The sequence below is a fragment of the Mesorhizobium sp. RIZ17 genome (genome assembly GCF_051127865.1).
GTDB lineage: Bacteria > Pseudomonadota > Alphaproteobacteria > Rhizobiales > Rhizobiaceae > Mesorhizobium > Mesorhizobium humile.
Genome location: NZ_CP147861.1, coordinates 3,978,284 through 3,990,231, shown reverse-complemented (window position 1 = coordinate 3,990,231; position 11,948 = coordinate 3,978,284). Strand labels below are relative to the sequence as shown.

The following is an 11,948-nucleotide window of genomic DNA, read 5'->3' as shown; positions in this document are numbered from 1 at the left end:
GAGGAATTGGACGCGGGGTTGCCGTTTGTCTTGGTACAAGATTTTCCGCTCATTATCGTGAAATCAGCGCGAACACCGGAGATTGGTTGAAGCCGCCCCAAGTCGTCATTCTATGGCGGAGCAAGGAGCGAAGCGACGCGGCGCAGACCATAGAATCCATTCCGTGATGTTGAGGCGTTGCCACGATGCAGAATTCTGCTCCGTTGCACTCCTTGGCGAAGGTAACGGCATGGATTCTAGGGTCTTCGCGACGGAGCTTCGCTCCTGCTCCGCCCTAGAATGACGACGGCGTGGGCGTTTCGGCCAATCCCCAAGGCATGCCACCTGCCAACGCAAACAGAGCCGACCAGTCAAATCCCTGTGCTGGAGCGACTAGCCCCATCATCGTGGCCGGCTTCATTCCGGCAGGCCGGCCTTGCGGAAGCCGTCGACGAAATGCTCCAGCACCGCGTCGTCGCGGAACGGCTCTGTGTCGACCCAGCGCCGCGTGGAAAAATGCGGATTGCCGACCAGGAACAGCGCAACCTCGGTGCGCGCCTCGTCGAGGCGGCCGAGCTGAGCAAGGGCTGCCGCCAGGAAGCGGCGTGAGCTGGTGCGATAGGTCTCGTCGCGCCGCAGCGTCTCGACAGCGGCCTCATAGTCGCGGGCCGCATATTGCGCCTGGCCGAGCGTGAGATAATACCAGCTCGGCGGGAACGGATTGAGGCGGAACGCCTTGCGGATGTGTTCGAGACTCAAGTCTATCTGCCCGGCCAGAACCTCGATGTCGGACAGGGTCGCCCAGATATCGGCCTCGTTCGGATCGAGCTCGATCGCCTTGGCGAATTCGGCCTCGGACCGCTCGAAATCGCGTTCATAGGCAAGAAGGTTCGCCAGCACCCAGCGGCAACCGGCATCGTTGGGATCGATCGCCACGGCCTTGCGCGCCAGTTCGAGGGACGTGCTGCGGGCAGGCTCGAACGGATCGCCCCAATGCACCCAACCCATCCAGTGGTTCATGGCGAGCCAGCGATAGGCCTCGGCGTAGTCGGGGTCGAGCGTGATGGCGCGCGTCAGCATCAGATGCGCTTCGCGCGCCATCTGCGGCGACTCGTCGAACATCTTTCGCGCCCGCACGACGAGATCATAGGCTTCGAGGTTCTTCGGCCGGTTGCGTACCGGCGGCGCGCGCAATCGACCGAGCAGCGCCTCGACGATCTTGGCGGTCGCCTCATCCTGGACGGCGAAAATGTCTTCCAGGCCGCGATCGAAACGCTCCGCCCACAGATGCTCGCCGCTCAGCGCGTCGATCAGCTGCGCGTTGATGCGCACGCGCCCGGCGGCACGCCTCGCACTGCCCTCAAGCAGATAACGCACGCCGAGTTCGCCGGCGATGGCGCGCACATCCATGGCCTTGCCCTTATAGGCAAACACCGAGTTGCGCGCGATGACGAACAGGCCCGGGATCCGCGAGAGATCGGTGATCAGGTCTTCGGTCAGGCCGTCGGCAAAAGAATCCTGCTCGGGATCGTTGCTCAGATTGACGAAGGGCAGCACGGCGATCGATGGCTTGTCGGGTAGCGGCAAGGGTTTGCGCCTGGCGTCGGCCTGTTCGACGGCGCCGGCGAAGCGATAGCCGACGCGCGGCACCGTGGCGATCCATTCGCCGCCACCGGCCGCCGGACCGAGCAGCTTCCTGAGTTGGGCAATCTGCACGGTGAGATTGCCTTCCTCGACGGCCGTGCCCGGCCAGGCAGCGTCCATCAACTCGGCCTTGGCCAGGATTTCGCCGGGGCGCGCAATGAGCGCTTCCAAAAGCTTCAGCCCGCGGTGACCTGCGGCAACGGGAACATCGCCCCGAAGCAGCGTTCCCGCGCCAGGATCAAACACGAACGGTCCAAAAGCGAAGCGCGATCCCTGCATGCGGGGCATCTATAGCCGATTTGGAAGTTTTGAGAACTATTTGGGAGGGCTTAATTACGCCGCCGGGCGCCTGCGGCACACTGCAATCTCAATCAGATCACGGGTTTCCGAACCCGCACCGCATGGAGGTTGCCATGAACGATATTCTTGCGCCTTGCGCACCGTTGGCGACGTGCCCAGCCGAGATCAAGGGCCGCCGGCGTTACAGCCTCTCAGCCTTGCGCAGCTTTTTTGCCGAGCGACGGAAGCAGGCCTATTTTCGCTTCGAGCTCAAGCGCATGGTGACGGACAATCCGCATCTGATCGACGACATCGGACTGACGAAAAAGGAGGTTGAAGCGGAGATCGCGAAACTGCCCTTCTGGCAAAGATGAGGTCGCAACGGTCCCCTGAAAAAGACAGAGAGCGGCCCGTTGGACCGCTCTCTTCATCCGCGACAGGCAGAACCCTTACTTGGCGTTGGGGTTCGGCATCCAGGCCGGCATCGCGACATCGGCATGGGCGAACTGCGGCAGCTTGGCCGACAGGTCTTCCATGTTCTTGATGTCCTTGTCGATCAGCTCCTTCTGGGTGATCAGCGTCGGCGGCACGATGACGTTGTGGCCGGGGTCCTCACCGGCGAGCAACTGCGCCAAAGCGCGCACCGAGACCTGACCGACGACGGCCGGGTTGGTGGCGGCAGTGGCCGCCCAAGCGCTGTCCGGCTCGCGCATCGCGGCGATGTCCGAGGTCGAGATGTCGGCCGAGTAGATCTTGATGCCCTTGTTCAGGCCGGCCTCGTCGACGGCGATCTTCACGCCCTTGGCGAACTCGTCATAGGGCGCGAACATCACCTTGATGTCTGGATGCGCCTGCAGCACCGAGCGCGCCTGGTTGGCGACCGAGTTGGCGATCGGGTTGTCGAGCGTGCCGAACATGGCGACCTCGTTGATGCCCGAATACTTCTTCTTCACGTCCACCCAGGTCTCGTTGCGGCGGTCGAGCGGGGCGATGCCGGCGACATAGACATAGCCGGCCTTCCAGCTTTCGCCATTGTCCTTCACCGCCTGCTCGAGCGCCAGCTTGGCAAGATCCTTGTCCGACTGCTCGATCTGCGGGATCTTCGGGTTCTCGACATTGACGTCGAAGGCAACCACCTTGATGCCGGCGTCGACCGCGCGTTGGGCGGCATCCTTCATCGATTCCGTCAGGCCGTGCTGGATGATGATGCCCTGCACGCCGAGCGCAATCGCCTGGTCGACCATGTCGGCCTGGAGGGCGGCGTCCTGGCGGCTGTCCAGCACGCGCAGGTCGACGCCGAGCGCCTTGGCCTGCGCCTCGACGCCCGAGAGATAGGCCTGGAAGAAGTCACCGGTCGAAAGATAGCGCACCAGCGCGATCTTCACGCCCGGCTTGTCGAACGGCGCCGGCTTGTCCGCCGCCAAAGCCGTGCCCTGCATCAGCAGCGCCGCGCCGGCGAGGCCGAGTGCTGCCTTCCCCAAAAGTCTTCTTGTGATGCTCACTTCGTTTTCCTCCGTTTTGTCTCAATGCCCCGGTCGAAACTATCTCTTGCCCCTGCCGGAAAGGGCGAAGGTGAAGACAAGGGCGACGACGAGAACCGCGCCCTTGACGAAATCCTGCGTGTAGTAGGGAGCGTTCATCATCGTCAGGCCTTGCAGCAGGACGCCGACGAACACCGCGCCGACGGCCGTGCCGAAGGCGTTCGGCTTGGCGGCGCCGAGTACCGCGTAGCCGATGAGCGCCGCGGCGACAGCGTCAAGCAAGAGATTATTACCCGAGGCGATGTCGCCGCGTCCAAGCCGGGCGGCGAGCAGAATCCCGCCGATCGAGGCAAAAACTCCCGAAATCACATAAGCCCAGATTTTGTATGCCTTGACAGGCGCGCCAGCGAGTTCAGCCGCCCTCTCGTTGGAGCCGACCGCATACATCATGCGGCCGAAGCGGGTGTATTCGAGGAAGAACCAGATCAGCACCGCGAGCACCACCAGCACCACCACCGAAACCGGGATCAGGTTCGGAATGAAGAAGTCGATGCGGTGGCGGCCGAGCGCCAGGAAGGCTTCCGAGAACTTGCCGTTGGCGACCGAGCCGTCTGGCATGGTCATGCCGGTGGCGATCGAGCGGCCTTCGGTCGGGATGCGCTGCAGGCCGAGCAGCAGGAACATCATGCCGAGCGTGGCCAGCAGATCGGGCACGCGCATATAGACGATCAGCCAGCCATTGATCAGGCCGACGATGACGCCGATGACGAGGCAGGCGATGACGGCAACGATCGCATTCTGCTCCAGCACGACCATGGCGTAGGAAGCCGCCATCATGGCGCTGGTGGCGACCGAGCCGATCGAGAGGTCGAAGCCGCCGACGACCAGCGTCGCGGTGACGCCGAGCGCCAGCACGCCGGTGATGGCCACCGACTGGAAGATGAAGACGGCACTTTGCGGCGAAGCGAAACCGTCGGCGGCGATCGCGAAATAGGCGATCAAGCCGACCAGCAGGACGATGAAGCCGTAGCGGATGGCGTAGTCGCGCAACATCACTCAGCGCCCCGCCGCGCGGCATTCGAAGTCAAACGCATTCCAAGTCCACTCCATGCAAATCTTAAAGCGCGTCGCTTCGAAACGGATTCGCGCGACGCGCTTTAAGTCTTCGTTTTGATCCATGTCGTTTTCCCAAAACCGCTGCGCACTTTTGGGCGACATGCATTAGACCTCACGCCGCGCTGTGAAGCGGTCCGCCGGCCACTTCCGCCAGCAGCCGGTCGAGGTCGATGTCGGCGTTGCGGTGCTCGCCGACGATCGTGTGTTCCGACATCACCAGGATACGGTCGGCGGTCTCCAGCGCCTCGTCGATCTCGGTGACGAAAATGAGCGTGGCGCGGCCGTCGGCGCTGGCCCTCAGCTTGGCCGCGATGTCGCGGCGCGCCGAGATGTCGACGCCCTGGAAGGGCTCGTCGAGGATGAAGAGCCGCGAGGCCTGCGACATCCAGCGCGCCACCATGACCTTCTGCTGGTTGCCGCCGGAAAGCGCCGACAGTTCGTCCTTCTCCGAGCGGCAGACGATGCCGAGCTCGTCGATCTGGCGGCGTGCGATGGCGCGCTCGGCGCGCTTCTTCATGACGCCCAGGCCCGACATGCGCTTGAGGAACGGCAGGCTGATGTTGCGCTCGATGTTGAAGCCGCCGACGATGCCGCTCGCGGCGCGATCCTTGGCGACCAGGAAGACGCCGGCTGCGATCGCCTCGCGCGCCGAGCCCGGCGTGTAGGGCTTGCCGTCCATATGCATGGTGCCGGCAAGTGGCTTGCGCACGCCGAACAGCGTTTCCGCCAAAGCCGTCTTGCCGACGCCGACCAGACCGGTGATCGCCACCACCTCGCCGGTGCCGAGCGTCATCGAGATCGGCCTCGACCCTTGCGCGATCCGCAGGCCCTCGGCGGTGAAGACGGCTCGGGCGGAACTCCGCGCCACCACCTGGTCGAGATGGATCTTGCGGCCGAGCATGGCGTTGACCGCGCCCTCATAGTCGAGCGGCTTTTTGTCAAAGACGCCGGAGACGATGCCGTCGCGCATCGAAACGATCCGATCTGCGAGCCGCCTTATGTCGGACATGCGATGTGAGATGTAGAGGATGGCGACGCCCTGCCCGCGCAGCCGGTCGATCAGCGAAAACAGCCGGTCGGCCTCGGCGCTCGACAGCGACGAGGTCGGCTCGTCGAGGATCAGGACTTTGGGCTGGTGCGCCATGGCCCGCGCAATGGCCACCATCTGCCGATCCGCCAACGAAAGGTCGCTGACGCGCGCCTTGAGATCGATCGCGAGCCCCATGCGGTCGGCGACGGCTCTCGCTTCGGCCCGGACATTGGCAGGCTTGAAAAGCAACGACGCGCCTTTGCCGCTTAGCCGGTCGAGCGTCAGATTGGTGGCGACATCGAGATCGGCCACCACGCCGTCATTGATGTTCTGATGCACGGTGACGACGCCGGCGCGGATGGCTTCGGCGGGGGTCTGCGGGTCGAAGGCCTTGCCGGCGAGCTGCATCGAGCCGGCGCCGCGCGAATAAACGCCGCTGACGATCTTGACCAGGGTGGACTTGCCGGCGCCGTTGGCGCCCATCAGCACGGTCACCTCGCCCGCAAAGAGGTCGAGCGAGATGCCGCCAAGCACCTCGTTCTGGCCGAAGGATTTCCTCAGGCCCTCCACATGGAACACGGCATCTGCGCCCATCCGTTCCTCCCGGCTGGTGACGCTATGGGCTCATTCGGCAATTGTCAACACGATTGACATTTGCCAAAGCGCTTCCTAGCTTGGCCCCGCCGCCGTGGCTCCGCTATCGTCGGAAACCGCGCGCAGGAGGGCAGAGCATGACCGGGAAGTTCGAAGCATTGTCAGTGGAAACGCTGCCGAAGCGCCTTGGCGAGACCACGGCGCTGACCGAGCGCATCGGCAAGGACGCCGGCCAGTGGAAGGTACGCGAGGTCGGCGACGGCAATCTCAACCTCGTCTTCATCGTCGAGGGCGACCAGGGCGCCGCGGTGGTCAAGCAGGCGCTGCCCTATGTGCGGCTGGTCGGCGACAGCTGGCCGCTGCCGCTCAAGCGCTCCTTCTTCGAATATCATGCGCTGACCAGGCAGGAGGCACGCGCGCCCGGCTCGGTGCCGGCGATCTACCATTTCGACGAGACCCAGGCGCTGATCGTCATGGAATATCTGGCGCCGCCGCACATCATCTTGCGGCGCGCGCTGATCGACGGCCGCGAACTGCCGAACATCGCGCGCGACATCGGCCTGTTCATGGCCCGCACGCTGTTCCGCGGCTCGGACCTGTCGATGGTGACGAAAGAGCGCAAGGCCGACCTGGCGCTGTTCGCCGACAATGTCGAGCTCTGCGACATCACCGAGAACCTGGTGTTTTCCGATCCCTATTTCGACGCCAAGATGAACCGGCACACCTCGCCGCAGCTCGACGGCCTGGTGGCGGAGCTGCGCGCCGACCGCGACCTCAAGGTCGAAGCGCAGCGGCTGAAGCATCTCTTTGCCGCCAATGCCGAGACGCTGCTGCATGGCGATCTTCATTCCGGCTCGATCATGGTGACCGACACGGAGACCCGGATGATCGATCCGGAATTCGCCTTCTACGGCCCGATCGCCTTCGATGTCGGCATGCTGCTCGCCAATTTCTGGATGGCCTTCTTTTCGCAGCACGGCCATGAGGAGAAAGGCAGCAGGAACTCGATGCGCGCCTATCTGCTCGGTGTCACAGCGGAGACTTGGGCTACCTTCCGCGCGGAGTTCTCAAATCTGTGGCGCACCGAGCGCACCGGCATGCTCTATCAGAAGAGCCTGTTCGAGGATCAGGGCGACCTGCTCGGCTCCGAACAGGCGCTCGATCACATGCTGCATTCCATCTGGACCGACCTGCTCGGCTTTGCCGGCATTGAGGTGCACCGGCGCATCCTCGGGCTGGCCCACAATGCCGATTTCGAGACCATTGCCGATCAAGACCGGCGCGCCACATGTGAGGCCAAGGCTTTGCGCTTCGGCCGCCACATCGCCGTCAACCGGCGCCAGATCCACAGCATCGACGAGGTCAACAATCTCGCCGCGCTGATCGAACAGGAGAACAGAATTTGAACGTCGGCGAACGCCACTACCGCACCATCTGGCTCAGCGACGACAAGCGGTCGGTCGAGATCATCGACCAGCGCTGGCTGCCGCATGAGTTCCGTATCGAAAAGATCGGAACGGTCGCCGGCATCGCCACCGCGATCCGCGACATGTGGGTGCGCGGCGCGCCGCTGATCGGCGTCACCGCCGCCTATGGCGTCGCCATCCAGATGAAAGACGATCCGTCGGACGAAGCGCTCGACGCGGTATGGGAGACGCTGCACAAAACGCGGCCTACGGCGATCAACCTGCGCTGGGCGTTGGACGAGATGCGCAGGCATCTCAAGCCATTCGCGCCCGGGGAGCGCACCGAAGCGGCCTACAAGCGCGCCGCCGAGATCGCCGACGAGGATGTCGGGCTGAACCGCGCCATCGGCGAGAACGGGCTTGCCATCATCAAGGAGATCGCGGCGAAGAAGAAGCCGGGCGAGACGGTCAACATCCTCACCCATTGCAATGCCGGCTGGCTGGCTACCGTCGACTACGGCACCGCCACCGCGCCGATCTATCTCGCGACCGAGGCCGGCATTCCGGTGCATGTCTATGTCGACGAGACCAGGCCGCGCAACCAGGGCGCCCAGCTGACCGCCTGGGAGATGGCCGGACACGGCGTGCCGCACACGCTGATCGTCGACAATGCCGGCGGCCATCTGATGCAGCATGGCGACATCGACATGGTGATCGTCGGCACCGACCGCACCACGGCCAATGGCGACGTCTGCAACAAGATCGGCACCTACCTGAAGGCTTTGGCCGCCGCCGACAATGACGTGCCGTTCTACGTGGCGCTGCCCTCGCCCACCATCGACTGGACGGTCGCGGACGGGCTCGCCGAAATCCCGATCGAGGAACGCTCCGGCGACGAGGTTTCGCTTGTCTGGGGCAAGACGGCGGACGGCAAGATCGCGCAGGTGCGGGTCTCGCCGGATGCGACACCGGCGGCGAACCCTGCCTTCGACGTGACGCCGGCGCGGCTGGTGACAGGGCTTATCACCGAGCGCGGCGTGGCGAAGGCCTCGCGCGAGGGGCTGAAGGCGATGTTTCCGGAGCGTGGGTGATTGGCTGATCTCCCCCACCACGTCGTCATTCTCGGGCTTGACCCGAGAATCCATGCCGTGACCTCCGCCATCGAGCGCAGCGGTGCAGAATTCTGTAGCCGTTGCAACACGTTAGCGTCACGGAATGGATTCTAGGGTCTGCGCGCGTCGCTTCGCTCCTTGCTCCGCCCTAGAACGACGACTGAGTTTGTCGCCAGCGATTGACAGCGTACCCTCACCCCTCCATACCTACCCGCGTTAAGTTCTCAGGGCGGGGTGAAAGTCCCTACCGGCGGTAAGGGTCTCGACCCAAGCCCGCGAGCGCCTTCCACCTATCGGAAGGGTCAGCAGATCCGGTGCGATTCCGGAGCCGACGGTTACAGTCCGGATGGAAGAGAACGTACGCAGAAGACGGTCCGCTCGCGCGGGCCGCGTTTTTGCGTCGTGCGTCCTGATTCTGGTTCGAAACGGAAGGAAGGACCCATGAATCAGCATTTCTCCAAAGACCATACTACCCGTCGTGTCGCCGTCATCCGGGCGCGTTGGCATGCCGATATCGTCGACCAATGCGTCACTGCCTTCGAAGCGGAGCTTGCCGCGCTTGGCGGCTTTACCGTCGAGGTCTTCGACGTGCCGGGAGCCTATGAAATCCCGCTGCACGCCAAGACGCTCGCCCAGACCGGCCGCTATGCCGTGATCCTCGGCACCGCCTTTGTCGTCAATGGCGGCATCTATCGCCACGATTTCGTGGCAGGCGCCGTTCTGGACGGCATGATGACTGTGCAGCTTGCGACCGGCGTGCCGGTGCTGTCGGCCGTGCTGACGCCTCACAACTACCATGATAGCGCCGAGCACCACCGCTTCTTCCACGAGCATTTCATCGTGAAGGGCAAGGAAGCCGCGAGGGCCTGCGTCGAGATCCTCGCCGCGCGTGAGCAGATCGCCGCCTGACCGCTTCGCGCACGGCGCATCGGAACTAAACCGATTTGGATTTCAGGACCGCGCCTTGAGTGGGTTGCGGTCCGTCGGAAATCCAGCCAGAAGCAGTTGGGCCGGGCTTCGGCCCAACCTGCCAAATCGCGCCTGCAACCAGATACGGGAGACTATTCGTTGGCTCGCATCACATTGAGACAATTGCTCGACCATGCCGCCGAATACGGCTATGGCGTGCCTGCCTTCAACATGAACAATATGGAACAGGGGCTCGCCATCATGGAGGCGGCCGAGGAGACAAAATCGCCGGTCATCCTGCAGGCCAGCCGCGGCGCGCGCGCCTATGCCAATGACGTGGTGCTGGCCAAGCTGATCGACGCGCTGGTCGAGATCCATCCCGACATCCCGGTCTGCATGCATCTCGACCACGGCAACAACGAAGCGACCTGCGTCACCGCCATCCAGTACGGCTTCACCTCTGTGATGATGGACGGCTCGCTGAAGGAGGACGGCAAGTCGCCGGCCGACTACGCCTATAACTCCGGTATTACGCGGCGCGTCGTCGACATGGCGCATTGGGGCGGTGTGTCTGTGGAAGGCGAGATCGGCGTGCTGGGCTCGTTGGAGAGCGGCGGCGGCGAGCAGGAAGACGGCCACGGCGTCGAAGGCGCGATCAGCCACGACCAGCTTTTGACCGATCCGGTGCAGGCCGAGCAGTTCGTGCGCGACACGCATGTCGATGCGCTGGCCGTCGCCATGGGCACCAGCCACGGCGCCTATAAATTCTCGCGCAAGCCGGACGGCGCAGTGTTGGCGATGAACGTGATCGAGGAGATCCATCGCCGCCTGCCCAACATGCATCTGGTCATGCACGGTTCCTCCTCCGTACCCGAGGACCTGCAGGAGATCATCAACAAATATGGCGGCCAGATGAAGCCGACCTGGGGCGTGCCTGTCGAAGAGATCCAGCGCGGCATCAAGCATGGCGTGCGCAAGATCAACATCGACACCGACAACCGCATGGCGCTGACCGGCGCGATCCGAAAGGTGCTGACCGAGAACCCGTCGGAATTCGATCCGCGCAAATATCTGACGCCGGCGATGGCGGCGATGAAGAAGCTCTGCAAGGAGCGGTTCGAGCAGTTCGGCACAGCCGGCAACGCGCCGAAGATCAAGCCGATCCCGCTTGCCGACATGGCCAAGCGCTACAAGTCGGGCAGCTTGGATCCGAAATTCGGCTGAGCCAACTATGGCCCGCGACCGGTCGCAATCCGATCGCGGGCATTCGCCTCGCCGAAACGGGGCGGAACTTCACGCCGACAAATTGGTTCCTGCTCAGACACCTTCCGCACCGTTCGAGGGAAGGAGCAAATCATGAGCAAGGATCGCAATGGCAAAGGGCCGGTTTTTTCCGGCCAAGACGCAAGGCAGGGCGAGATCATCCTACGCACGCGCGTGCAGCGCATCATCTTCATCGCCGGGTTGGTGGGCATCGTGGTGCTGGCGCTGATGGTCAGCCTCGCCGCCCACTGAAGCTTGCGCATCACGGATGCTCCCGGGCACCGCCAAGGAACCATCCTCGGCTCTGCCTAGTTGATCGTCGCAGACGAAATTGAGGCGCGGCGAATTTCAGCGCCCTGACAGTCGATGCTTGAGACGCTTTGCTGCGACATGCCGCTTCATCCGACCTGGCCGGACCTTGTCGGGCGACTGTTGCTGACCTTGCTCGCCGGCTTCCTCATCGGCCTGAATCGCGAGGCCCGGGGTCATTCCGCCGGGCTGCGCACGACAATCCTGGTCGGTCTGGCGGCATGTGTGGCCATGGTCCAGGCCAACATGCTGCTCGACGTCGCCGGCAAGGCTCCGGACTCCTTCGTGCGCATGGATGTGATGCGCTTCGCGCTCGGCGTGCTTACCGGTGTCGGCTTCATCGGTGGCGGCGCCATTCTGCGGCGCGGCGATCTGGTCACCGGCGTCACCACCGCCGCGACGATGTGGATCATGACCATGATCGGCCTTGCCTTCGGCGGCGGCCAGTACGGCCTCGGCGGGATCGCGACGGTGCTGACCTTGGTTACGCTGCAGGCGCTGAAATGGGTCGACCTCAAGATCCCGCGCGACCACAGGGCGATCCTGTCGGTCTCATGGCCGAAGAGTTCGCCGCCCGATCTGCAGGAGATGGTGCGACCTCTGGGCTACGATGCGCGTTTCGTCGGCATGGAGCATGATGGCGACCGCGACCGTTTCGTGTTTTCCTTCAATATTCAATGGAAGCAGCCCGACGCAAAAGCGCCTTCAACCGACGTGCTGGCGCTCGTCGGCGAGCACTGCGCGGTCGAGCGTTTCGAGGTGATCGGCGAGAAACCATTCTGAGTCTCGTAACGGAGGATGGTTGAAATTGTCCAGGCCCATGAAA

Annotated in this window: 11 protein-coding genes and 1 riboswitch; of the genes, 7 read left to right on the top strand and 4 right to left on the bottom strand. The window is 63.7% G+C overall.

Annotation, left to right across the window (positions count from 1 at the left end):
- Positions 1 to 396: 396 nt before the first annotated feature.
- A complete protein-coding gene (locus tag WDX12_RS19030; RefSeq protein WP_434721595.1) occupies positions 397 to 1,911 on the bottom strand; it encodes a winged helix-turn-helix domain-containing tetratricopeptide repeat protein in 1,515 nt (504 codons plus the stop codon).
- Between the two features lie 125 nt (positions 1,912 to 2,036).
- On the opposite strand from WDX12_RS19030, the gene WDX12_RS19025 reads away from it, so the two are divergent.
- A complete protein-coding gene (locus WDX12_RS19025; protein WP_434725673.1) occupies positions 2,037 to 2,276 on the top strand; it encodes a DUF1127 domain-containing protein in 240 nt (79 codons plus the stop codon).
- A 75-nt stretch (positions 2,277 to 2,351) separates the two neighbouring features.
- Here the strand turns inward: WDX12_RS19025 and WDX12_RS19020 are convergent, their stop codons facing one another.
- The 3 genes from WDX12_RS19020 to WDX12_RS19010 all read right to left on the bottom strand — a co-directional run bounded on the left by WDX12_RS19020 (position 2,352) and on the right by WDX12_RS19010 (position 6,123).
- Positions 2,352 to 3,404 carry a substrate-binding domain-containing protein gene (locus WDX12_RS19020; RefSeq protein WP_320294619.1) on the bottom strand — a complete coding sequence of 351 codons (1,053 nt, stop codon included), beginning with the start codon at positions 3,402 to 3,404 and terminating at the stop codon, positions 2,352 to 2,354.
- A gap of 39 nt (positions 3,405 to 3,443) precedes the next feature.
- Positions 3,444 to 4,439 (bottom strand): ABC transporter permease, encoded by a 996-nt coding sequence (locus WDX12_RS19015; RefSeq protein ID WP_140809419.1) that lies wholly within the window; start codon positions 4,437 to 4,439, stop codon positions 3,444 to 3,446.
- A 172-nt stretch (positions 4,440 to 4,611) separates the two neighbouring features.
- Positions 4,612 to 6,123 (bottom strand): sugar ABC transporter ATP-binding protein, encoded by a 1,512-nt coding sequence (locus tag WDX12_RS19010; protein WP_434721594.1) that lies wholly within the window; start codon positions 6,121 to 6,123, stop codon positions 4,612 to 4,614.
- 137 nt (positions 6,124 to 6,260) lie between these two features.
- Here WDX12_RS19010 and mtnK point away from each other — a divergent pair, with 137 nt between their 5' ends.
- The 6 genes from mtnK (at position 6,261) to WDX12_RS18980 (ending at position 11,905) form a co-directional block, all read left to right on the top strand.
- On the top strand, positions 6,261 to 7,529 hold the full coding sequence (gene mtnK / locus WDX12_RS19005) for an S-methyl-5-thioribose kinase (protein WP_434721593.1): 1,269 nt from the start codon (positions 6,261 to 6,263) through the stop codon (positions 7,527 to 7,529).
- Positions 7,526 to 8,620 carry an S-methyl-5-thioribose-1-phosphate isomerase gene (gene mtnA / locus WDX12_RS19000; RefSeq protein ID WP_434721592.1) on the top strand — a complete coding sequence of 365 codons (1,095 nt, stop codon included), beginning with the start codon at positions 7,526 to 7,528 and terminating at the stop codon, positions 8,618 to 8,620. Before mtnK ends, mtnA begins: the two co-directional genes overlap by 4 nt.
- A 237-nt stretch (positions 8,621 to 8,857) precedes the next feature.
- A riboswitch (FMN riboswitch) is annotated at positions 8,858 to 9,003 on the top strand.
- Between the two features lie 79 nt (positions 9,004 to 9,082).
- A complete protein-coding gene (locus tag WDX12_RS18995) occupies positions 9,083 to 9,550 on the top strand; it encodes a 6,7-dimethyl-8-ribityllumazine synthase (protein ID WP_434721591.1) in 468 nt (155 codons plus the stop codon).
- Between the two features lie 159 nt (positions 9,551 to 9,709).
- Positions 9,710 to 10,774 (top strand): class II fructose-bisphosphate aldolase, encoded by a 1,065-nt coding sequence (gene fba, locus WDX12_RS18990; RefSeq protein ID WP_434721590.1) that lies wholly within the window; start codon positions 9,710 to 9,712, stop codon positions 10,772 to 10,774.
- 132 nt (positions 10,775 to 10,906) lie between these two features.
- Positions 10,907 to 11,065 (top strand): peptide ABC transporter permease, encoded by a 159-nt coding sequence (locus WDX12_RS18985; protein ID WP_434721589.1) that lies wholly within the window; start codon positions 10,907 to 10,909, stop codon positions 11,063 to 11,065.
- A gap of 114 nt (positions 11,066 to 11,179) precedes the next feature.
- Positions 11,180 to 11,905: an MgtC/SapB family protein gene (locus tag WDX12_RS18980; protein ID WP_320294613.1), complete on the top strand. Its 726-nt coding sequence runs from the start codon at positions 11,180 to 11,182 to the stop codon at positions 11,903 to 11,905.
- The last annotated feature ends 43 nt before the right edge of the window (positions 11,906 to 11,948 follow it).